This window comes from Acetohalobium arabaticum DSM 5501, from assembly GCF_000144695.1.
GTDB lineage: Bacteria > Bacillota > Halanaerobiia > Halobacteroidales > Acetohalobiaceae > Acetohalobium > Acetohalobium arabaticum.
In genome coordinates, this window is the sequence record NC_014378.1 from 1,741,713 (window position 1) to 1,763,365 (window position 21,653).

The 21,653-nt window shown below is 37.8% G+C and carries 26 protein-coding genes and 1 riboswitch; of the genes, 2 read left to right on the forward strand and 24 right to left on the reverse strand.

Translation table 11 applies throughout. From position 1 onward, the window contains the following. Positions 1–15: 15 nt before the first annotated feature. The 12 genes from fliF to acear_RS08540 form a co-directional block, all read right to left on the reverse strand. Entirely contained in the window at positions 16–1,590 is a 1,575-nt protein-coding gene (gene fliF / locus acear_RS08485) for a flagellar basal-body MS-ring/collar protein FliF (RefSeq protein WP_013278596.1), read from the reverse strand. A 29-nt stretch (positions 1,591–1,619) separates the two neighbouring features. Next, the gene (gene fliE / locus acear_RS08490; protein WP_013278597.1) at positions 1,620–1,916 is read right to left on the reverse strand and encodes a flagellar hook-basal body complex protein FliE; all 297 of its coding nucleotides are present in this window, start codon (positions 1,914–1,916) and stop codon (positions 1,620–1,622) included. Positions 1,917–1,930: 14 nt separating this feature from the next. Beyond that, positions 1,931–2,368, reverse strand: coding sequence for a flagellar basal body rod protein FlgC (flgC, locus tag acear_RS08495; RefSeq protein ID WP_013278598.1), 438 nt, complete (start codon positions 2,366–2,368; stop codon positions 1,931–1,933). Positions 2,369–2,394: 26 nt separating this feature from the next. After that, complete coding sequence (flgB, locus tag acear_RS08500; RefSeq protein ID WP_013278599.1) at positions 2,395–2,802, reverse strand: flagellar basal body rod protein FlgB; 408 nt, start codon at positions 2,800–2,802, stop codon at positions 2,395–2,397. Positions 2,803–3,032: 230 nt separating this feature from the next. Next, positions 3,033–3,124: riboswitch (cyclic di-GMP riboswitch) on the reverse strand. 28 nt (positions 3,125–3,152) lie between these two features. After that, positions 3,153–3,947: a GTP-sensing pleiotropic transcriptional regulator CodY gene (gene codY, locus acear_RS08505; RefSeq protein ID WP_013278600.1), complete on the reverse strand. Its 795-nt coding sequence runs from the start codon at positions 3,945–3,947 to the stop codon at positions 3,153–3,155. 132 nt (positions 3,948–4,079) lie between these two features. After that, on the reverse strand, positions 4,080–5,483 hold the full coding sequence (gene hslU / locus acear_RS08510; RefSeq protein WP_013278601.1) for an ATP-dependent protease ATPase subunit HslU: 1,404 nt from the start codon (positions 5,481–5,483) through the stop codon (positions 4,080–4,082). Between the two features lie 20 nt (positions 5,484–5,503). Next, on the reverse strand, positions 5,504–6,031 hold the full coding sequence (gene hslV, locus acear_RS08515; protein WP_013278602.1) for an ATP-dependent protease subunit HslV: 528 nt from the start codon (positions 6,029–6,031) through the stop codon (positions 5,504–5,506). Between the two features lie 101 nt (positions 6,032–6,132). Next, positions 6,133–8,226: a type I DNA topoisomerase gene (gene topA, locus acear_RS08520; RefSeq protein WP_013278603.1), complete on the reverse strand. Its 2,094-nt coding sequence runs from the start codon at positions 8,224–8,226 to the stop codon at positions 6,133–6,135. Between the two features lie 33 nt (positions 8,227–8,259). Further along, entirely contained in the window at positions 8,260–8,754 is a 495-nt protein-coding gene (locus acear_RS08525; RefSeq protein WP_013278604.1) for a DUF494 family protein, read from the reverse strand. Between the two features lie 145 nt (positions 8,755–8,899). Beyond that, positions 8,900–10,003: a DNA-processing protein DprA gene (gene dprA / locus acear_RS08530; RefSeq protein WP_013278605.1), complete on the reverse strand. Its 1,104-nt coding sequence runs from the start codon at positions 10,001–10,003 to the stop codon at positions 8,900–8,902. A 69-nt stretch (positions 10,004–10,072) separates the two neighbouring features. Then, positions 10,073–11,602: a YifB family Mg chelatase-like AAA ATPase gene (locus tag acear_RS08535; protein WP_013278606.1), complete on the reverse strand. Its 1,530-nt coding sequence runs from the start codon at positions 11,600–11,602 to the stop codon at positions 10,073–10,075. A 27-nt stretch (positions 11,603–11,629) separates the two neighbouring features. Continuing rightward, positions 11,630–11,992, reverse strand: coding sequence for a YraN family protein (locus acear_RS08540; RefSeq protein ID WP_013278607.1), 363 nt, complete (start codon positions 11,990–11,992; stop codon positions 11,630–11,632). A 166-nt stretch (positions 11,993–12,158) separates the two neighbouring features. On the opposite strand from acear_RS08540, the gene acear_RS08545 reads away from it, so the two are divergent. After that, entirely contained in the window at positions 12,159–12,725 is a 567-nt protein-coding gene (locus acear_RS08545; RefSeq protein ID WP_013278608.1) for a 2'-5' RNA ligase family protein, read from the forward strand. A 295-nt stretch (positions 12,726–13,020) separates the two neighbouring features. Further along, entirely contained in the window at positions 13,021–13,344 is a 324-nt protein-coding gene (locus tag acear_RS08550; protein WP_013278609.1) for a YbjQ family protein, read from the forward strand. Positions 13,345–13,381: 37 nt separating this feature from the next. On the opposite strand, the gene acear_RS08555 is transcribed toward acear_RS08550, so the two are convergent. The 12 genes from acear_RS08555 to ftsY form a co-directional block, all read right to left on the reverse strand. Next, a complete protein-coding gene (locus tag acear_RS08555) occupies positions 13,382–13,618 on the reverse strand; it encodes a hypothetical protein (RefSeq protein ID WP_013278610.1) in 237 nt (78 codons plus the stop codon). Positions 13,619–13,624: 6 nt separating this feature from the next. Next, positions 13,625–14,572: a ribonuclease HII gene (locus tag acear_RS08560; protein ID WP_013278611.1), complete on the reverse strand. Its 948-nt coding sequence runs from the start codon at positions 14,570–14,572 to the stop codon at positions 13,625–13,627. 617 nt (positions 14,573–15,189) lie between these two features. Beyond that, positions 15,190–15,705 (reverse strand): signal peptidase I, encoded by a 516-nt coding sequence (gene lepB / locus acear_RS08565; RefSeq protein ID WP_013278612.1) that lies wholly within the window; start codon positions 15,703–15,705, stop codon positions 15,190–15,192. Positions 15,706–15,786: 81 nt separating this feature from the next. After that, a complete protein-coding gene (gene rplS / locus acear_RS08570; RefSeq protein ID WP_013278613.1) occupies positions 15,787–16,149 on the reverse strand; it encodes a 50S ribosomal protein L19 in 363 nt (120 codons plus the stop codon). 116 nt (positions 16,150–16,265) lie between these two features. Beyond that, positions 16,266–16,844 carry an RNA methyltransferase gene (locus tag acear_RS08575; RefSeq protein ID WP_013278614.1) on the reverse strand — a complete coding sequence of 193 codons (579 nt, stop codon included), beginning with the start codon at positions 16,842–16,844 and terminating at the stop codon, positions 16,266–16,268. Positions 16,845–16,847: 3 nt separating this feature from the next. Then, positions 16,848–17,582 (reverse strand): tRNA (guanosine(37)-N1)-methyltransferase TrmD, encoded by a 735-nt coding sequence (gene trmD, locus acear_RS08580; RefSeq protein ID WP_013278615.1) that lies wholly within the window; start codon positions 17,580–17,582, stop codon positions 16,848–16,850. After that, positions 17,583–18,089 carry a ribosome maturation factor RimM gene (gene rimM / locus acear_RS08585; protein WP_013278616.1) on the reverse strand — a complete coding sequence of 169 codons (507 nt, stop codon included), beginning with the start codon at positions 18,087–18,089 and terminating at the stop codon, positions 17,583–17,585. It abuts the gene before it with no gap. Between the two features lie 81 nt (positions 18,090–18,170). Then, positions 18,171–18,401 carry a KH domain-containing protein gene (locus acear_RS08590; protein ID WP_013278617.1) on the reverse strand — a complete coding sequence of 77 codons (231 nt, stop codon included), beginning with the start codon at positions 18,399–18,401 and terminating at the stop codon, positions 18,171–18,173. Positions 18,402–18,430: 29 nt separating this feature from the next. After that, positions 18,431–18,700 (reverse strand): 30S ribosomal protein S16, encoded by a 270-nt coding sequence (rpsP, locus tag acear_RS08595; protein ID WP_013278618.1) that lies wholly within the window; start codon positions 18,698–18,700, stop codon positions 18,431–18,433. A gap of 36 nt (positions 18,701–18,736) precedes the next feature. Beyond that, entirely contained in the window at positions 18,737–20,098 is a 1,362-nt protein-coding gene (gene ffh, locus acear_RS08600; RefSeq protein WP_013278619.1) for a signal recognition particle protein, read from the reverse strand. 11 nt (positions 20,099–20,109) lie between these two features. Continuing rightward, entirely contained in the window at positions 20,110–20,457 is a 348-nt protein-coding gene (gene ylxM, locus acear_RS08605) for a YlxM family DNA-binding protein (protein WP_013278620.1), read from the reverse strand. A gap of 85 nt (positions 20,458–20,542) precedes the next feature. After that, positions 20,543–21,652, reverse strand: coding sequence for a signal recognition particle-docking protein FtsY (ftsY, locus tag acear_RS08610; RefSeq protein WP_013278621.1), 1,110 nt, complete (start codon positions 21,650–21,652; stop codon positions 20,543–20,545). Position 21,653: the final 1 nt, after the last annotated feature.

A 21,653-nucleotide genomic window follows, 5' to 3' on the forward strand; every position in this document is an offset into this window, starting at 1 on the left:
AATCCCTCCTTTCGATTACTCTTCAGCTAACCAGGTCTTTAACAGTCTCGCTACTTCTTCTGGCTGCTGTTCTACCAAATCGGAAATTTCTTCTTTCATCTCTTTTCGCTTCCTCTCTTCGGGGGATAACTCTTTTTCTTCGGTAGCTGCTGTTTCTGTCTGTCCCTGATCATCAACAACTACATCTAACTCCTCTGCTCCCTGACCCCCATCTCCTGCTCGACCAGAACCACTGCGTAATCTACGAAGAATCAAGAAACCTATAATTAATACTAATATAGTAATAATGCCAATTATAATCCATCTTCTCTGTTCAGCAGACTTCTGAGCCTCCATTTCAGCTGTCATCTTCTTTTCTAGACTGCGGTCAAACTCAAAGTTAGTAATAGTAATCTGATCTCCTCGCTCTGCACTATAACCAACAGCTGATTCTACTGACTGACGAATCGATTCTGTCTGAGCCGGAGACAGTTCTTTATCAACCATTACTGCTACTGACATTTTTTCCACATCACCAGGAACCTGAGTATACGTTTCAATCTTTTCGTTGATTTCATAATTAGTTGTTGTTTCTTCTTTATCATAGTTAGAACTTTGTTCTTCGCCGCCTTCATATCCAGGAATATTCGACTCTGTTCCCGGTACGCCCGAAGGCGTATCTCCCTGTCCGCTGTAACTTACTTCTGTTGACTGCTCACTTCTAACTACTCCTTGATCATCATTAACAGGTTCATAAGTCCTACTCTCCATCTGGCGTCTATCAAAATTAAGTTTAGCATTCACTCTAACAACTACATTATCTGGACCTAAAACCTTAGATAACATAGTATTTAATTCAGACTCCATATTACTTTCAAAGTCATTTTCTAACTCCAATAATTTAGGACTGAAATCGGTATTATTGAATTTATCCTCTTTATTCAACTCAGCAGTTAACAGATTCCCTCGGTCATCAACTACTGTCACATTCTCGGGCTTCAAATCTTCTACACTGCTGGCAACTAAATTGGTAATTCCTTCAACCTGTTTCAAATCCAACTCGGCATATTCTTTCATTTTGAGCATAACAGAAGCTTTAACTACTTTCTTTTTATCCAGATATAAACTCTCCCGCGGAGCACTTATCTGCACTTTAGCAAATTTAACATTCTGCAGATGCATGATTGATCGGGCTAATTCACCCGATAGAGCACGATAAAAGTTAACCTGCTGTTCAAAGTCAGTACTCCCTAATTGATTCTTATCAAAGATTTCAAAACCAACTGCACCTTTTTGGGGTAAACCTTTACTGGCTAAATCAAGCCTAACCTGATGTACTTTCTGAGCCGGCACTGAAATTTTAGTTCCATCAGCACCAAGTTTATAATCAATTTGTTTTTCATCTAATTGTTTAGTAATTGCCCCTGCATCTTTCATAGTTAAATCATTAAATAACGTTACATAATTAGGCTGGCTAGCCCAATTAGTAACTAATAACAGAACAATAATAGATACTATAGCTGAAGAAGAAATTATTACCTTAGCTTTAGTATCTAGATTATTCCATAATTCTTTTACCTGCTCAATCATCTGTTTTAGATTCTCAATCATATTCACACCTCAATTTTCCACTAAAAATATCAGACCTGCATCCGCATAATTTCTTTATATGATTCAACAGCCTTATTACGAATCTCCAAGGTTAAATCTAAAGCTAGTTTTGCTTTGGTAGCTGTAACCATTACCTGATGAATATTATCTACTTCTCCTGTGGCTAACTTCTTTGCCATTACATCCTGCTGCTTCTGTAAATTATTTACCTTATGTAAAGCATTATTAAACACTTTTTTAAATGAATCTTTACCTTCTACCTTATTATTCTGATTAACTTTCTGCAGGTTAAGTAATTTATCTGTCTGTAACTGGTCTACCTTCATTACTGTTTTCCTCCTTATTTACCTATCTTCAATGCACTTTTAGCCATCTGTTTGGAGGTGTTTAAAGCTGTTACATTGGCTTCATAAGCTCTACTAGCTGAAACCATATCTACCATCTCGGAAGCAATATCTATATTCGGCATCTCTACATAACCTTCTTCATTAGCATCAGGATGCTGAGGATTATAGACTAATTTAGGAGGTTTACTGCTTTCTTTTATAGAGGAAACTTCTACTCCTTGACCCACTTGATTACTCTGTGCATCCGAATTAGGAAGACTAAATCCCTGATCATTCTTAGCTTTAAAGACAGGTGATTTCTTCTTATAGGGTCCGCCGTCATCCGTTCGAGTTGTATTTATATTAGCGATATTATTTGAAATTAAATCCATTCTCAAACGCTGTGCAGTCATACCTGAACTACTGACATTCATTCCGCTAAAAAGTCCCATTTTTGAAACCCTCCCCATTATTAAATCTACTTAACTTTATTAATTACACTACTTAATTGATCAAATTCCATCGATAACATTCTAGTAACAGCTTGATATTCCAAGCCATTCTTAGCTAAAATAGACATCTCTCGATCTATATCTACATTATTTTGATCACTACGCATCTTTGTATTACTATCTGTTTTAATCCTTAAAGATAATTGATCCAGATTAGAGTTGGTAGAAAAATGATTCTTATGAGTAGCTGTCAAGCCTGTACTATCATTATTTAAAGCTGTCTTAAGCTCTGATTTAAAGTTTACATCTTTCCGTTTATAATCAGGAGTATCGACATTGGCAATATTATTTGAAATAGCTTCTTGGCGCTGTTGGAGACCATCTAATGCTTTGGTTAAAACTGATATACTCTGATTACCTGTAATATTATCCATGTTCATCCTCCCTATAACTAAGTCCTATTTTAGGCCTCATTGGACTTTTCTTCAAATCATCAACATTTTCCTGCATAATTTAATAAAAGAATGCTTTTTTATCTATATAAACTAAGATTCGTACAATAAACAATAATTATTTACAAAAAAATCATTTATTTTAAACATAAATTAAGCCCTATTTCTCCAATTTACATGAAGAAATGGGGCTTTTGGATTATCTCTTCCCCTGTGGTAGCCCAACTATCATAGTGCCTTTATACTGCACTGTAGATTTGAAGCTTTGCGGCCTTACCTTTCGATAAGTGTGCCCTTTCTAGTTCTAGAAAGTATTAACAACTTTTTATAGATTAAGCCTTAATCTTCTCTAATTCTTCTAATAACCGCTCATTCAGAATTTTAATATATGTTCCTTTCATTCCTAATGAACGAGTCTCAATAACGCCAGCACTTTCAAACTTACGCAAAGCATTTACAATTACTGAGCGGGTAATACCTACTCTATCAGCAATCTTACTGGCTACTAATAAGCCTTCTTTACCCTCTAATTCTTCAAAAATATGCTCAATAGCTTCTAGCTCCGAGTAAGATAATGTCTCTAAGGCTACATGGACTGCTGCTTTTTTACGTGCCTCTTTTTCTATCTTTTCACTCTGAGCTCTTAAAATTTCCATCCCTACTACTGTTGCTCCATATTCAGCCAAAATTAAATCATCAGCATTAAACTTTCCATCAAAGCGAGCAACAATTAATGTTCCTAATCTTTCTCCTCCGCCGTTAATGGGAATAATTGTAGTTATCTTTTGGGTAAACATACATTCTTCATCTTTCTTAAAGACACAGTTTGCATCTTTCTGCTCAAAATTAGCTTGAGTTTCCGTAATACCCAATACCCAATCATTGTAATCTTCAGGAAAATATCCCTGGTTTACTACTTCATTTATCATTAATTCACATTCAAACTTATTGATTAGTTCATAACCTAAAATTTCTCCGCTTTTATCTACAATATATACATTTGATTCAATTGAGCCACTTACTACTTTAGCAATCTCTGTAAAGTCAACTGAATTAACTGCAGACTTCTTTAATAATCTATTAATTTTTCGTGTCTCTTTTAATAATGATTTCAATACTTCTTCCATCTTATTGTCCTCCTTTAATTTCTGCACTTAACTTTAATAATCTAAAGATAACTTGTCCATCTACTACGTTCGACTAAACTCAACACTGCTACTACTATTAATATTCCCTTCCATATTTAATTCTTACTTACATTATAAAATATATCTACTTAAATCTTTATCTTCTACTATATCACTTAATTTATCCTGTACATATTCAGCATCAATTTCAATAGAGTCTTCAGACATCTCAGGCGCCTCAAAGGAAATATCCTCTAATAATTTTTCTAATACCGTATGGAGTCTGCGGGCACCAATATTTTCAGTCTCTTCATTAATTTGAAAGGCAATACTTGCTAACTCTTCTATAGCCCTTTCTGTAAACTCAATCTCTAAGTCTTCAGTCGTCAATAAAGCTTTATACTGTTTGGTTAAGGCATTTTCAGGCTCTGTCAAAATAGCCTTGAAGTTTTCTTCAGTCAGACTAGAAAGCTCTACTCTAATCGGAAATCTACCCTGCAGCTCGGGAATCAAATCTGTTGGTTTAGAAACATGAAAGGCTCCTGCTGCAATGAAAAAGATATGGTCAGTCTTTACTGGACCGTGCTTTGTCATAACAGTAGATCCTTCTACTATCGGAAGGATATCCCGTTGGACTCCTTCCCGAGAAACCTCTGGGCCAGAAGATGAAGCATTGTCTCCTGCTACCTTATCTATTTCATCTAAAAAGATAATTCCTGATTCTTCTACTCGACTAATTGCTTCCGAAGAAACCTCATCCATATCTATTAACTTCTGGGCTTCCTGCTGTTTCAGAATTTCCCTTGCTTCTTTAATGGATGCTTTCCTTTCTTTAGTCTGATTAGGAAACATCCCTCCTAATACATCTTGAAAATTAACCCCCATCTCTTCAACACCTGAGCCAGAAAAGACTTCAATCATCTGAGAATTATTTTCTTCCACTTCAATTTCAATTACTCTATCCTCTAATTCTCCAGCTCTTAATTTTTCTCTTAATTCTTCTCTTCTCTTCTTTAAGCGCTTAAGATGTTCTTGGTCTTCAACCTCACTGCTATTATTTTCTTCATTCCCAAAGTTACCGAATAAGGCTCCTAAAGGATTGCTATTATTCTCATTTTCCGGCAGAGGTAATAATTTATCTAAAATCCTATCTTCAGCCAGCTTTTCAGCTTTATCCTCAACCTCTTCCATTCTTTCTCTTTTCACCATTCTAATAGCTGTCTGGACTAAATCCCGAATCATCGATTCTACATCACGGCCGACATAACCAACTTCTGTAAATTTAGTCACTTCTACTTTTGCAAATGGCGCTTGTGCTAATTTTGCCAATCTTCTGGCAATCTCAGTCTTACCTACCCCAGTAGGACCAATCATCAATATATTTTTAGGCATAATTTCTTCTTTTAATTCCGTTGATAGCTGGCGCCTACGGTATCTATTTCTTAATGCTACAGCTACTGACTTTTTAGCTTCTTCCTGGCCAACTATATACTTATCCAGCTGTTCAACAATCTTCCGCGGAGTTAACTCTTCCATCGACTCAACCCCCTTTAAGACTAAATTTCTTCCACTGTAATATTGTCATTTGTATAAATACAGATATCAGATGCAATCTTTAAAGCCTGCTTGGCTATATCTGCTGGTTCTAACTCAGAATATTCCAATAAAGCCCTAGTAGCCGCTAAAGCATAGGGACCACCAGAACCAATTGCTGTCACATCATCATCGGGCTCTATCACATCCCCACTACCTGAAATTACCAGTAAATGTTCATCATTAGCAACAATTAATAAAGCCTCTAACTTTCTCAACATCTTATCAGTTCGCCATTCTTTAGCCAGTTCCACTGCTGCCCGCTGCAGATTCCCCTGGAATTCTTCTATCTTGGCTTCAAACTTTTCAAACAGAGTAAAACCGTCAGCAGCTGAACCAGCAAAACCAGCCAAAACCTCACCATTATATAAGCGACGTACTTTTTTAGCTTTATGCTTCATTACTGTATGCTTCATAGTCACCTGTCCATCGCCAGCAATTGCTACCTTCTTTCCCTGCTTAACAGCAACTACCGTGGTAGCTTCAAACATCCTTTTCCTCCTCAATCGCAGTTTGATTCTCTGATAGTTCATATTATCATATACTCTATCTTTATGCAAGATTGTCGAAAAAAATGATAACTAACTCATAATCATTCTTCAGACTCCAACTCTTCAGGAGTTGTTTTGAAATCACAGTCTTCATCGGCACATAAATACTCTGTACCGCGTTTTTTAGTCGTCTTCTCCATTAGAAAAGTACCACATTCAGGACAGTACTCTTGAACCGGTTTATACCAAATCATAAATTCACAGTCAGGATAATTGCTGCATCCATAAAAGGTACGCCCTTTCTTACTTTTGCGCTGTACTACCTCTCCATCTTCACATTCAATACAGTCTACTCCCATCTTAATCAAATAAGGCTTAGTATTCTTACAGTCAGGAAAACCGGGACAGGCTAAGAACTTACCATATTTACCATGTTTAACAATCATATTCTTGCCACATTTTTCACAGACTTCATCTGTAACTTCTTTTTCTAATTCCACTTCTTCCATGTTTTCATAAGCAGAATTCAGCCTCTCTTCAAACGGAAAATAGAACTCCTTTAGAAGTTCTCTCCAGTCTTCTTTTCCTACCTCTACATCATCAAGCTGCTGTTCTAAATTAGCTGTAAACTTAATATCAGTCACATCAGGAAAATGCTTATTCAGCAGATGATTTACTGTCTTACCCAATTCAGTAGGTACAAATCGTTTTCCCTCTTTATTGACATAACCGCGGTCCTGAATCTTTGCTACTGTCGGCGCATAGGTACTCGGCCGCCCAATTCCTTTTTTTTCTAGAGTCTTTACCAGCTTAGCCTCTGTATATCTAGCCGGTGGTTTAGTAAAGTGCTGTTCAGGTTTAAACTCCAATAACTCAACTTCTGTTCCTTCTTCTAAATCCTCAGGCAGATCCTTGTCCTGCTTTCTATTCTTAAATGTATCAACAGCTAAATACCCTTTAAATAGAGTTCTAGAACCTGTAGATCTAAAGAGATATTTACCAGCCTTAATATCAACGCTCAAAGTCTTATAGATAGCCGGAGTCATTTGGCTGGCAACAAACTTCTCCCAAATCAATTTATAAAGCCGATACTGGTCATTATTCAGATAACTCTTAACTTTCTTCGGTGTTCGAAAGACAGAAGTAGGTCTAATGGCCTCATGTGCATCCTGAGCTCCTGACTTTACTTTATATTTCTTAGTATCTTTAGGCCGATATCTAGGACCAAAGTTATCCTCAATAAACTTTCTAGTATCCTGCTGAGCCTCTTTAGAAATTCGGGTAGAGTCAGTTCGAATATAAGTAATTAGGCCAACAGTTCCCTCCGAACCTAAATCCAGACCTTCATATAATTGCTGGGCAATAAACATAGTCTTTTTAGCAGTGAAATTTAGACTGCTGGCTGCTCTCTGTTGGAGGCTACTAGTTGTCAGCGGCGGCGCTGGATTATTCCGCCGCTTACGCTCCTTTATTTTTTCAATTACAAAGTTATTCTTTTCGGCTTCTACAATTACTTTATCTGTTTCTTCCTTATTATTTAACTTGAATTTATCACCATCAATTCGATGTAGCTTGGCTTCAAACTGCTGCTTGCTGTCAGTCTGTAGATCAGCTTCAAGAGACCAGTATTCGTCTGGTTCAAATTCTTCGATCTCCTCTTCTCGCTGACAGATAATCTTAACTGCTACTGATTGGACGCGTCCTGCACTTAAGCCTCTTCTTACTTTCTTCCACAACAACGGACTCAATTTGTAACCTACTAATCTATCTAACAGTCTTCTAGCCTGCTGTGCATCAACTCGGTCTTTATCTATTGAGCGTGGAGCTTCAATAGCCTGTTGGATAGCATTCTCAGTAATCTCATTAAACTCAATTCGGCATTCAGATTCATCATCTAATTTTAAAGCCCGGCTTAAATGCCAGGAGATTGCTTCACCTTCTCGGTCAGGGTCAGTAGCTAAAAATACATTATCACTCTTCTTAACTGCCTTGCGCAGTTTCTTCAATACATCGCCTTTACCTCTGATTGTTATATATTTCGGTTCAAAATTCTCTTCAATATTAATACCCAATTGACTTTTAGGAAGATCTATTACATGCCCCATCGAGGCCTCAACATTAAAACCCTTACCTAAAAATTTATTAATTGTTTTAGCCTTTGCTGGAGATTCTACAATTACTAAATTTTCAGCCATAATCCACCACCTCCGAAAACCGATTCTATATCATTAGTTAATATACTGTTTGTGTTCACTATTAATTGATTCAAATTCTGGAGAATTCTCAATAATCACAGATAATCGAGTCGGTTCATCAATTACTTTCCGCAAAAGATTCCAGAGACTCTTTAATCCTAATTCTTTCTTTTTAATATGAACCGTCTTCTCTAAAACCTCTTCCAGTTCATCATCACTTATCAAACCTAAATTGGTTAATCTAAGTAATGCCCCCTGAACTGGGATAGATAACTTAAACCTCTCTCTTACATCCAATATTCGCTGTGATTTTGTCAACTCAAACTTATGATTATTAGCTTCAACTTCATTCTCTTCATCATATATATTAGAAGAAAAGATTAATTCAAAAGCCATATCTATATCGGCAATTTCATAACCCTGGCTAACTAAATTTTCTACTAATTGCTCTTCATTTTCAATTACATCTTCATTATGCATAATTTGCTTAACCAGATAGCTTACGATTTCAATTACATTTTCATTCATAAGAAGCCTAGGCGATAGCTATAACAGCTTCCCTAGTCCCTCCCCTCTATATAAAATAAGTTTTCTGATACTTATTTTATTATATGCGTTTTTACTTGGTTTGTAAAACATATTATACGAATTTTTAATTAATTTGCAAATCCCTTTAACTACTCCGTTTAAATCTATTCCCTGCCAGTTGAGTAATCAAGCCTTTGATTTCTAACTTTAAAAGAATGGAGTTTAACTGACTAGCTGAAAAATCAACAGTTGCTAAAATCTTATCAAATTCCTGAGGAACAGACTCTATCTTATCATAAACCTTAGCTTCTTGTAAAGATAAATCTGTCTTCTCTTCTTCTTTTAACTCTTGGTCTGTCTTGTCTATTCTTTCCCACCAGTCATCCAGCGGTAATTCAATCAAGATATCATCTATACTCTGTACTAACTTAGCTCCTGTCTGAATTAAATCATTAGTTCCCACACTCTGATCCTTAGTAATATCACCTGGAATTGCAAATACCTCCCGGCCCTGCTGTAAAGCCAGATTGGCTGTAATCAGCGAACCGCTCTTTTTAGCTGCCTCCACTACTATCGTCCCTAAGCTTAAACCGCTGATAATTCTGTTCCGCTTAGGAAAATTATTACCATGGGGAGCTGTACCTAAGGGAAAAGAAGAAATCACAGCCCCGGATTCTTCAATTTCAGTTACTAATTCATCATTCTCCGGAGGATAAATAACATCGATACCGGAACCTAAAACACCAACTGTTCTTCCTTCCTTTAATGCTCCCTGATGAGCAGCAGTATCTATGCCGCGGGCTAAACCACTGATAATAGTAAAGCCTTGATCAGCTAAGCTAGCTGCCAACCTATTAGCTACCTTTCGACCATAGGCAGTACATTTTCTGGAGCCAACAATAGATAGACTGATTAAATCTCGAGAAGTTAATTCTCCTTTATAAAAGATAACTGGCGGGGGATCATAGATATTCTCCAACAAGAAAGGATACTCCTCATCATCAAGAGTTAGATACTCAACTCCCAATTCATTTAATCTTTTTACTTTATAATCTAAATCAATCTCTTCTCTATCCTTAATTATATGTTGACTTCTCTTGGTGCCGATTAATCTAACCTTACATAACTCTTTCTGACTAGCCTTCCAGATAGATTCTGCATCTCCAAAATAATCCAATAAATTCTTAATTATTCTAGAACCTAATCCCTGTAAATTAATTAATCCTAGCCAATACTTTCTCGTATCCATAATTAATACCACCATCTAATTAATTATATACTTTCTTCTCTAGCTGTCTGAAGAACCCTTCTTTTTTATTTAACTAGCAAATAATTTTCTATCGAGGTCACGGTACTGAATTGCTTCCCCAATATGATCTACTTCAATCTTAGTTTTCTGATCTAAATCTGCTATAGTCCGCCCTAACTTTAAAATTCTATCATAGGCTCTTGCACTTAAGTTCAACCGTTCAATAGCCTGCTGTAATAGTTCTTTACTATCTGAAGTCAGAATACAGTACTCTTCTAATAACTTACCGTTCATTTCAGCATTACAGATAATAGACTGCTTATGAAAGCGGTCATACTGAATCTTCCGGGCCTGATTGACCCGCTGTCTGATCTCAGCTGAAGTCTCCCCAGTAGGAGAACTGGAAATAACCTCAGCTTCTAACCTAGGTACTTCAATATGAATATCAATTCTATCCAGCAAAGGACCAGAAACCTTATTGCGATATCTCTCTATCTGCCTGTGGCTACAGCTGCAGTCCTGTTTAGAATCACCATGAAAGCCGCAGGGACAAGGATTCATAGCAGCTATTAACATTATATTAGCTGGATAGGTCAAAGTAGTCAGTGACCGTGAAATAGTTACCTCTCTTTCTTCTAGCGGCTGGCGTAAAACCTCAAGAACATTGCGGTTAAACTCAGGTAATTCATCTAAAAATAAAACTCCATGATGGGCTAAACTAACTTCTCCCGGCTGCGGAACCCTGCCTCCACCTATCATACCTGCATTGGAAGTAGTATGGTGAGGATCTCTAAAAGGACGCCTGTTGATTAAGGATTCATTCTCAGACAACAGGCCAACTATACTATATATTTTGGTTAATTCTACTGCTTCCTTTAAGGTTAAATCAGGCAGAATAGTCGGAAATCTTTTGGCTAACATGGTTTTACCGGAACCAGGAGGACCGATCATAATTATATTATGGCCTCCAGCTGCTGCCACTTCTAGAGCACGCTTGGCTGCCTGTTGGCCCTTTACTTCCGCAAAATCAATCTTATACTCCGGATTTAAATCCAGTTGATAGTCCTGATCAACTTCAAAATTTAAATCTTCATCATTCAAAAACTCTATTGTTTCCTCCAATGAAGTTACAGGAATAACATCGATTCCATCAACCACTGCTGCTTCGTTAGCATTAGCTTCAGGCAAGATAATCCCTTCTTTCCCTTCTTCTTTAACATTGAGGGCCATCGGCAGCGCTCCATTAATCTCTCTTACTTCACCATTAAGGGATAACTCACCGACTAAAACATATTCAGATAATTTAGCTGCATCTACTATCTCCTGGGCTGCCAGAATTCCAATAGCCAACGGCAGATCATAGATTGCTCCTTCTTTTTTGATATCAGCCGGAGCTAAATTAACTGTAATCCTCTTAACCGGAAAGTTAAAGCCGGAATTCTTGATTGCTGCCCTAACCCTTTCGCGCGACTCTTTAACTACTGTGTTAGGTAGACCAACTAAATTGAAACTGGGCAGCCCCTGGGCTAAATCTATCTCGACATCAACTAAATAAGCCTCTATTCCCAATACTGCACTGCTAATTACTTTAGAAATCATCGTTAAACTTCCTTTCTAAGCTGGTCTCTAAGTCAAAAAAGCATTCTTAATATGTGAAACCTGATAATCATCTTCACTCTGATATAGAATTCCAATTACATCGAATCTATAATTTGCTTCCTTCTTTGGATGTTGGCTAATATAATATTGGGCCACCTGCTGTAACTTCTGCTGCTTATGATAATTAACCTCTTCTCTAGGAGTACCAAATTTGAAGTTTTGCTTAGTCTTAACTTCTACAAAGACCAAATAATTATCTTTAGCTGCTATGATATCCAATTCGCCAATCCGACAGCTGTAATTTCTGTTAATAATACTATATCCTAACTCCTTTAAGTATTCAGCAGCCAATTCTTCTCCTAGCTGTCCTAATTTTTTCTTATTGACCATTACTGCCACCTCTTTATGAGATATAATTCTATTAAATCAATTTTTTTCCTGCAACTTGTAAAAAAAGATTAAAAAATGTTATTTAGGTAAGCAGTGGATTTGATAAATATTGAAATTTAAGTTATAATTTAGGATAATAATATTATATTTAAGTGGAGGAAAAACTATGGTTGAACCAGCAGAGTTAGATAAAGAAGTATTCATCGTATTAACACTTGACTATGATGACTTAACACCTGCTTTAAAGATCCAAGAAAGTATAGCTGAATATTATAATTTATATGAAGATGGTCAGTATCCGGAACTCCATATAACTTTAGACCGGATTAATAAAGACTCAATTCAACAGGCGAAGAAAATTTTAGAGAAAATAGCTAAAGATACTCAACCAGTTCCGATTGCTATCAGTAATTTTGAATGCTTTAAACTCAGTAACTCATTAGTATTGAAAGTAGATGAGACCCAAGCACTAGTTAAACTAGCTAACAAGATCCATAACCAGCTTTCGACTAATGGACTTTCAACTATAGATGATTATGTAGACTGGAATTTTCATATTACTTTAGTAAACAATCACTTTACAGATAATAAAATTTCTGATTTTGAATTTAATACACTCTGTTCTGTTTTAGATGGGCTTGAATCTCCTATCTCCACTACGGCTAAAAGTATTGAAATCTGGCAGCCTACGCTTAATCCGGAGGAGAAACAGGTGGCTTCTTTTAAATTGTAATCACGTGCATAAACTTAATGTATATTTTGCTAGTTAATTTATTCTTTATTAGATATAATACTGCACTTTAAAGTTGATATATTTCAAACGCTGCCAAAATCAGCCCTCATCAATTAGCAATAAATTATGTCTAGAACTATAGAGTGAAAATTCTACTTTTTATATGCTAATAACTTATTTATTTGGGGCTGCTTTAAGTTGCTTTTTGAAATATATCAACAATTTATCACAATTTAGTTTAAGTTAACGTCTATGGAATTATGATTAAAAATCAACTATTGAAAGGATGAATAAAATGATCATTACTACTACTGATAAGATAGCTTATAGAAAGATTAAAGAAACTCTAGGAGTTGTTAGAGGTAATACGATTAGAGCCCGCCACATTGGAAATGATATTTTAGCTATGCTAAGAAATCTTATAGGCGGTGAAGTCAAAGAATATACCGGAATGATCAGTGAGGCTAGAGAGGAAGCTTTTGAGCGTATGAATCAGGAAGCTGAAGAGTTAGAAGCAGATGCTATTCTTAATGTACGGTTTACTACTTCTCAGGTGATGGGCGGAGCAGCAGAAATTTTGGCTTATGGAACGGCGGTAAAGTTGGAGAGAAGGGAGTAAAAAAGTTATATCCATCCCTATCAGAACAGATATAACTTCAGACTCGTACATCTATTGAATTGTCACCGATCTCTCCATCATAATGCCGGTTTAATACTTTTAAAACAACAGTATTCTTATACTTACCTTTAACCTGGACCTTAACCTTCTCACCTACTTCCAGTTCCGTTAAGACTCTGGCCTCTAAAGCATAATGGCCGAAGTTAATCACCGCCGTCTTCGCCTTCACCTCCAGCACCATTCCGCTCAGAATATCTCCCTGCTTTAATTTCATCTACTTTCACCTTAACTCCTGTCTTCGCTGTGAAAAGATATTACGCAGCTCTTTTAGTTCAAACTCCGATAATAAATCAACACATTCTTTTACGCTGGCAGCAATTGATTCTAATTCATCAATCGAGTCCGCTTGCTTTAATCCTTCTTCAAAGAGATAATAGTCCTCACCTAATGCTGCTTCCCTCACCTTACTAAAGGAATACCTATGTATCGGACAGGGACCGTGTTCTTCTAGGGCAGCAATATGGTCAGCTGTTCCATAGCCTTTATGCTGGACAAAGTTATACTCTGGATACTCCTGATCATACTCTACTAACATGCGGTCTCTGGTTACTTTCGCAATAATCGATGCTGCAGCTATCGAAACACTCCGCTGATCGCCGTCGACTAGCCTCCGCTGCTCAATCCCGATTTCTGGAATCTCCTCGCCGTCAACCAACAGATAATCAGGAGTCTGCTCTAAATTAGAAATTGCTTCCCGCATGGCCTGGTAATTGGCATTCCGAATATTAACCTCATCTATGCGGTCAGAATCAACAAGACCGACTCCAATATCCACAGCTTCCTCCTGTAACTTCGCAAAGAACTCTTCTCTCTTAGCTTCCGATAACTGTTTAGAATCATTCAACCCAGGCATCCAGATATCCTCCGGCAGAATAACTACTGCTGCTGCTACTGGACCGGCTAAAGGACCCCGTCCTGCTTCATCTACACCGCCGATTAACTGATAACCTCTATTAGCTAAATCATCTTCAAACTGCTTCATTTCCCGAAACTTCTCTTTCTTTTGAGCTACCCGCTGCTTCTTACGCTGGTAACGTTTAGCCAACTGCTGAACACCTTTGCGGGAATCAGCTGTTAGTTCAGCTAGTAATTCTTCAGAAACTGCCGTCAGTTCCATCTTCTCTAATTCAGCTTTTAGCTCTTTAATCGTCATTTCTGATACTTGCATATTTGTTTCACTCCAGATGTATATCAACTTGATATACTTTTTTAATTAACTTACTCTTTATTGATATATTGTTGCAGTTTCAAGATATTGCAGTGATAGTCAATATGTATCCGCCGCTTGTCGTTCGCTCAACATCCTGTTTCGCTCACTGTCAAAAACTGGCCCTCCATCGTCCATGATTCCGGGCCAGTTTTAAAAGTCGCTCTGGACACATATTGACTATTGATAATAAAACACATTGCTGTGATTATTTCTAATGAGAGTTGCTGTAAACATATACGGAGAAATTTCCAGGCTGTGGTTACAGCACAGAAATTTCATTGGGTTGGTTTTTAACGCTTCCTCAGATTATTTTGCACAATTTTATTGTTGATATCTTGCAACAAGCGACTTTAAAGCAGCCCCATAAGAGAAAATAATTAACATATAAAGTAGGGATTCAAACTGTAGCTATAAGATTAATTTATTGCTAATTAATCAGGGCTGATTTTCGGAGCGTTTGCAAGATATCAACTCTAAACTGCAACAATATATCAATTATACTTTATTCTATTTAACTTTTCTTTAGCTTTAGCCATATGACCGGGATACCAGTTTATCATCTCTGCCACCTGCTTTTAATTAATTGTTCCTATTCTAGTAATCGGCCAGAATCTAAACAAAGCCTTGCCTACTATATTCTCGCGGGGTACAAAGCCCCAGAATCGACTATCCTCACTATTATTGCGGTTATCACCTAAAACAAAATAGTTATTAGGCGGAACTTTAATCTTATGATAATCGCTATAGCCTTGATTTAAAGTATAATCTTCTTTAAGTGGCTCTCCATTAACATAGACTGTACCCTCAAGAATCTTTACTGTATCACCAGGTAAACCAATTACCCGCTTAATGAATTTTTTATGAGGGTCAACAGGATACTTAAAGACAATGATATCAAAACGCTGAGGAGCTTGGAAATGATAGATGAATTTATTAACAAAGATTCGATCACCAGGTTTTAATGTAGGCTGCATCGAACCTGAAGGAATAAAAAATGCCTGAACAATAAAGGTAATAATCAAAAAAGATAAGATAATAGCAATAACTACTGCTTCTAAGTACTCCTTAAAATCTGCCTTTGAAATTCCCATCGGCTATTTTCATCCTTTCAAAATATAAAGATATATAAAAGAGGACAGGCCTGCAGCCGGTCCTCTCCCTTATAATCATTATTATACTTCTTCTTTGGCTTCACGCTTCTCTTTAACTCGAGCATTCTTACCGCGCCGCTGGCGAAGATAAAACAGCTTAGAACGATTAACATCTCCCCGCTTAACAATTTCAATCTTATCAATCTTAGGCGAATGAACCGGGAAGATTCGTTCAATACCAACACCGTGAGAAATCTTACGTACAGTAAAAGTTTCTCTAACTCCTCCACCTTTACGTTGAATAACAATTCCTTCAAACAACTGGATTCTTTCAGCTCCGCCTTCTTCAACCTTTACGTGGACAGATACTGTATCTCCAGATTGAAAATCAGGAATATTATCTTTCATATTATCTTCTTCTACAGCTTTAAGTAGTTCTTCCATCAAACTCCCTCCTTCCATTGGACGTTCATATTTTATAATAAAATAGAGGACCGCCTCTATTCATACAGAGCATATTATAACACAGACGTCGGTTAATTACAAGCAATAGCTAAAATTTATCTCCACCATTCTTCACCAACTAATCTATCCAGAATAATCGAAGCAGCACTGCGGACTGATAAATGGTTATAATCACCTCTGCCATAAATCGGTTCTAAAATATAATCAGCTTCTTCAATTACCTCTTGTGTTAAACCCCAGCCAGTACCTAAAAGAATTAAATAAGGACGCTGATCTGTAGCAATATCATCTCTCAAATCTTTATAACCAATAGTATTCTCATACTTACGGGCATCAGTAGCAATCACTACAGGCTCTTTTCCCGTTTCAGCTTCTATCTCATTGAGTACTGCTTCTAGATCCGGCTTAATTTCAACTACTTTAAAAGCCTCCTGCCGGTCAGAATTATATTCAGCACCAAAGTCACTACTCCAGTAATTCTGCATCTTTTTGACAAATTCCTGCTGGGAATCAAGATGATTAACAATATAATATTTATCTAAGTTATAAGTTCGACTAACCCGGGCAATATCATGCAGATCAAAATTCGTCACTGTAGTAGTGATAACTTCCATATTCTTATTATAAACAGGATTATGTATGAGACTTAAATAGATTTCTGAAATTACTGCCACCTCCTACTTGTCCAACTCTTTTTTTATATTACTTAATAACTCTCTTTCTTCATCTGATAACTCGACTTCCTCCAAAAGATCCGGACGGCGCAGCAAGGTCCGCTTCAATGCCTGCTTCTTACGCCAATCAGCTATTTTCTGATGATCACCGCTTAAAAGAACTTCCGGTACTTCCAGACTGCGGTATTTACGGGGGCGAGTATAATGAGGATAATCCAAAATACCATGGTAGAATGAATCCTCTACAGCTGACTGGTGGGTTCCTAATACTCCAGGTATCATGCGAGCTACAGCATCGATCACTACCATAGCCGATAATTCTCCACCGGTTAAGACATAATCACCGATAGATATTTCTTCATCAACCACCTCTTTTCTCACTCGTTCATCTACTCCTTCATATCTACCACAGAGTAGAACTAAATGCTCCTCCTCAGCTAATTCTTTAGCTATCTTTTGATCAAAAGTCTTCCCCTGAGGAGAGAGAAAGATTACCTTACTTTCATCACTTTCAACATCCTCAACAGCTCTAAAGATCGGCTCCGGCTTCATTACCATGCCGGCACCACCGCCGTAAGGAGCATCATCAACATTATTATGTTTATTCTGGGCAAAACTGCGGATATCAGTAATATCTATCTTGATTAATTCCTCATTCTGGGCCCGCTTTAAAATGCTTTCATTCAACGGCCCAGTAAACATCTCCGGAAAAATAGTCAAAATATGAAACTTAAGCATTTAAATCAATCCTTTAATCGGCTTAATTACCATTTCTTTAGCTTCAAGATCAATCTGTTTGATAACTTCTTTAGTCCCAGGAATCAAATGTTCCTTACTTCCTGACTGTACTACATAGACATCATTACTGCCTGTCTCCAGAATATCCGTCACTTTTCCTAGATTTTGGCCGTCAACAGTAACTACCTTTAAATCTATAATCTCATGCAAATAATAGTGGCCTTCAGGTAATTCAATCGCTTCCGATTCAGGAATCTTAACCATAAAGTCTTTATGTTCAATAGCAGTTCCGATATCATCAAATTCTGCAAACTTAAGTACAATAAACTGCTTGTGATACCTCATATCCTCAACAATTACTTCTTCTTTCTTATTATCTTTAACTAAAATAGCCCGTTCTAAAAACTCAAACCGCTCCGGATAATCAGTTAATGGAAGCACTCTTACTTCTCCTTTATTGCCCTGATGTCTAGTAATCTTTCCAATATCGATCAATTCCTCGTCCACTCTAACCACCTCTTTTTCATTGTCTTCTATAATAGAGAAGAGCTAGAGTTAAACTCTAGCCCTTTTAGACAGCACTCAATTCTATTGAATAATCTCTACAATAACTCGTTTGCCTTCTTTAGTAGCTGCTGCTTTGACTACTGTTCGAATTGCTTTAGCAATCCTTCCTTGCTTACCGATTACCTTACCCATATCTTCCTCGGCAACCTGCAGTTCAAGGATGACAGATTTAGAACCTTCAACCTGGTTAACATTTACTTCTTCTGGGTTATCAACTATGTTACGGGCAATTAGTTCTACTAATTCCTTCATTCTCCCAGCCACCTCCTCAAGCAGTGAGGTTACTTATTCTTTAGCTCATCAAACTTCTCCATAATACCTTGATCTTTAAACAAGTTCTTAACAGTACTAGAAGGCTTAGCTCCATTCTGCAGCCATTCTAATGCTTTCTCCTGTTTAATATCAACAGTTTCAGGTTCTGTAGTTGGATCATAATGGCCTAATTCCTCAATAAACCTGCCATCACGTGAATCACGAGAATCAGCAACTACTAATCTATAAGAAGCATCTCTATTAGCTCCCATTCTTCTCAATCTAATCTTAACTGCCATCTTCATCACCTCCTCTAATTAATGAAAAATATCTATTTACATGAAAGGAAACTTATTACCAAGACCGCCGAGGCCACCGCCTCCACCGCCCATGCCTTGCTGCATATCATTAAGCTGCTTCATCATCTTTTGGGCCTGCTTAAACTGTTTTAAAAGACGGTTTACATCCTGCACTTCAGTTCCGCTGCCATTAGCAATTCTACGGCGGCGGCTGCCGTTGATGATGCTTGGATCTCTTTTTTCCTCAGTCGTCATAGAGCTTATAATTGCTTCAATCTGGTCTAGATGCTCTTCACCCATATCCAGGTTATCCAACTGCTTGATCTTACCCATACCCGGAATCATATCCATTATCTGATCCAAGGGGCCCATATTCCGAATCTGACTCATCTGGTCTAAAAAGTCATCCAGAGTAAACTCCTCTTTCCTCAGCTTCTCCTCCAACTCTTTAGCCTTTTCGGCATCAATATTCTCTTCAGCCTTCTCAATCAGGCTCAGCATATCACCCATGCCCAGAATTCTTGATGCCATTCGGTCCGGATGGAATGGCTCCAGATCATCTAACTTTTCACCGGTACCGACAAACTTAATCGGCCGTCCGGTTACTTTTCGGATTGAAAGCGCCGCTCCACCGCGGGCATCACCGTCTAACTTAGTTAAAGTAATACCATCAACTCCTAAGGCATCATCGAAACTTTCTGCTACATTAACAGCATCCTGTCCTGTCATAGCATCAACAACTAACAGAATCTCCTGCGGATTAACAGCTGCTTTAATATCTTTTAGCTCACCCATCAATTCTTCATCTATATGGAGCCGTCCGGCTGTATCTATAATAACTACATCCCGACCATTGGACTCAGCATGACTGACTCCTGCTTTAGCAATATCGACAGGATCCTGCTTATCACCCATAGAGAAGACCGGTTGATCCAGCCTCTCACCTAAAACCTGCAACTGCTTAATTGCTGCCGGACGATAGACATCGCCTGCTACCAATAAAGGTCTACGGCCATTCTTATGAAGATGTTTAGCTAACTTACCAACAGTAGTTGTCTTACCAGCACCCTGCAGTCCAACTAACATAATTACCGTCGGAGGATCAGAAGCTATACTTAATTTACTCTGGGTCCCCCCCATCAAATCAGTCAATTCCTCATTAACAATCTTAATTACCTGTTGGGCCGGCGTTAAGCTATCCATTACTTCCTTGCCTACTGCCCGCTCCTCTATATCACTGATGAAATTCTTAACTACTTTGAAGTTAACATCAGCTTCTAATAAAGCCAGTTTAACTTCTCTCAGAGCAGACTTCACATCTTTTTCAGATAACTTCCCTTTCCCGCGCAGCTTATCAAAGGTATCCTGTAATTTATCAGCTAAACCTTCAAAGATCACATTAGTCCCTCCTAATTTTCAGCACTTAAATTATCAATAATCTGCTGTAATTTCTCTAAACTCTCATCACCAATTTCTTGAGCAATCCGGTCTACTACTTCCGTTAAATCATCAACCTGTTGCTGAATATATTTATATCTGGCTACCAACCCTAACTTCTTTTCATAATCTTCCAGTATCTTTTCTGCCCGCTGGAGATTATCATAAACAGCCTGCCGGCTGATTTCACACTCCTCAGCCACTTCTCCTAAAGATAGATCATGATAGAAATAAAGTCTGACCATTTCCTGCTGTCTATCAGTCAACAGCTCACCATAAAAATCAAATAGAATTCCTACTCTAACTGTACGTTCTAACAACTAAATCACCTACACTACCTGTCAAGTAAAAAAACTTTACAGATGATAGTATAACGTAATCCTCTTTCTTTGTCAAGGATAATTTTCACTCTGCAAATAACGCATCAATGAATGCATCAGGCTCAAAGTCCTGTAGGTCTTCCACATCTTCTCCCACGCCGATTAATTTAACCGGAATCCCTAACTCTTCCTTAACAGCCAGAATAATGCCGCCCTTTGCTGTTCCATCTAACTTAGTAAGAGCAATACCATCTACATCAACAGCCTTATCAAACATCTCAGCCTGAGAGATAGCATTCTGGCCAGTAGTTGCATCAAGTACCAATAATACTTCTACTCGAGCATCCTCAGCCTCACGGTCGATAATTCGGTGCACCTTCTTTAATTCTTCCATTAAATTATCCTGCGTATGGAGCCGGCCGGCTGTATCTACCACTAAAAGATCCTTATCCCGGGCCTTAGCTGCCTGAACAGCATCATAGGCTACAGCTGCCGAATCAGCCCCTGCTTCATGGGAAATAATATCAACTCCTACTTCAGTTCCCCAGGCCTCCAACTGCTCAATTGCTCCAGCTCTAAAGGTATCACCGGCTGCCAGCAGAACATCCTGGCTGTTCTGTTTAGCCCTGAGAGCAATCTTACCGATAGTTGTTGTTTTACCGACGCCGTTAACTCCCACTACCATCAATATTGTTAACCGATGGTTATCATAAACGTCATCTGCACCTCTATCTAAAATATCTTCTAGCTGCTCTTTAAAGACATTATGTAATTTAGACGGATCTTTAATTCCTTCTTCTTCAGCTATAGTCCGTAACTCATCTACTAGTCCCATCGTAGTATGGACACCAACATCAGCCTGAATTAAGATTTCTTCTAATTCTTCATAAAGTTCTTCATCAATACTACTTCGTCCGGTAAACAAATTCTGCACTTGCGAAACAAAAGAATTTCTAGTCTTCGAAAGTCCATCCTTAAGCCGAGAGAAGAACCCCCCTTCATCTTCAGTCTCACTCGTGTCTTCATCTTCTAGCTCATCAGGATTATGAGTCTCTAATCTATTAAATACACCGCCAGTATCTGTATTATTCTCTTCCTTCTCTACCTCTTCATCCTCAGCTTCTGCTTGATTCTGAGGCTGTTTTTGGTCTTCATCTTCCCCTTTTTTGCTTCTGCCGAATAACTTTTTGAACATA

Coding starts and splice junctions, on each gene's coding strand:
- fliF (WP_013278596.1), bottom strand. CDS start 1,590: ATGATTGAGAATCTAAAACAGATGATTGAGCAGGTAAAAGAATTATGG.
- fliE (WP_013278597.1), bottom strand. CDS start 1,916: ATGAAGGTAGACCAGTTACAGACAGATAAATTACTTAACCTGCAGAAA.
- flgC (WP_013278598.1), bottom strand. CDS start 2,368: ATGGGACTTTTTAGCGGAATGAATGTCAGTAGTTCAGGTATGACTGCA.
- flgB (WP_013278599.1), bottom strand. CDS start 2,802: ATGGATAATATTACAGGTAATCAGAGTATATCAGTTTTAACCAAAGCA.
- codY (WP_013278600.1), bottom strand. CDS start 3,947: ATGGAAGAAGTATTGAAATCATTATTAAAAGAGACACGAAAAATTAAT.
- hslU (WP_013278601.1), bottom strand. CDS start 5,483: ATGGAAGAGTTAACTCCGCGGAAGATTGTTGAACAGCTGGATAAGTAT.
- hslV (WP_013278602.1), bottom strand. CDS start 6,031: ATGTTTGAAGCTACCACGGTAGTTGCTGTTAAGCAGGGAAAGAAGGTA.
- topA (WP_013278603.1), bottom strand. CDS start 8,226: ATGGCTGAAAATTTAGTAATTGTAGAATCTCCAGCAAAGGCTAAAACA.
- acear_RS08525 (WP_013278604.1), bottom strand. CDS start 8,754: ATGAATGAAAATGTAATTGAAATCGTAAGCTATCTGGTTAAGCAAATT.
- dprA (WP_013278605.1), bottom strand. CDS start 10,003: ATGGATACGAGAAAGTATTGGCTAGGATTAATTAATTTACAGGGATTA.
- acear_RS08535 (WP_013278606.1), bottom strand. CDS start 11,602: ATGATTTCTAAAGTAATTAGCAGTGCAGTATTGGGAATAGAGGCTTAT.
- acear_RS08540 (WP_013278607.1), bottom strand. CDS start 11,992: ATGGTCAATAAGAAAAAATTAGGACAGCTAGGAGAAGAATTGGCTGCT.
- acear_RS08545 (WP_013278608.1), top strand. CDS start 12,159: ATGGTTGAACCAGCAGAGTTAGATAAAGAAGTATTCATCGTATTAACA.
- acear_RS08550 (WP_013278609.1), top strand. CDS start 13,021: ATGATCATTACTACTACTGATAAGATAGCTTATAGAAAGATTAAAGAA.
- acear_RS08555 (WP_013278610.1), bottom strand. CDS start 13,618: ATGAAATTAAAGCAGGGAGATATTCTGAGCGGAATGGTGCTGGAGGTG.
- acear_RS08560 (WP_013278611.1), bottom strand. CDS start 14,572: ATGCAAGTATCAGAAATGACGATTAAAGAGCTAAAAGCTGAATTAGAG.
- lepB (WP_013278612.1), bottom strand. CDS start 15,705: ATGGGAATTTCAAAGGCAGATTTTAAGGAGTACTTAGAAGCAGTAGTT.
- rplS (WP_013278613.1), bottom strand. CDS start 16,149: ATGGAAGAACTACTTAAAGCTGTAGAAGAAGATAATATGAAAGATAAT.
- trmD (WP_013278615.1), bottom strand. CDS start 17,582: ATGCTTAAGTTTCATATTTTGACTATTTTTCCGGAGATGTTTACTGGG.
- acear_RS08590 (WP_013278617.1), bottom strand. CDS start 18,401: ATGAAGGAATTAGTAGAACTAATTGCCCGTAACATAGTTGATAACCCA.
- rpsP (WP_013278618.1), bottom strand. CDS start 18,700: ATGGCAGTTAAGATTAGATTGAGAAGAATGGGAGCTAATAGAGATGCT.
- ftsY (WP_013278621.1), bottom strand. CDS start 21,652: ATGTTCAAAAAGTTATTCGGCAGAAGCAAAAAAGGGGAAGATGAAGAC.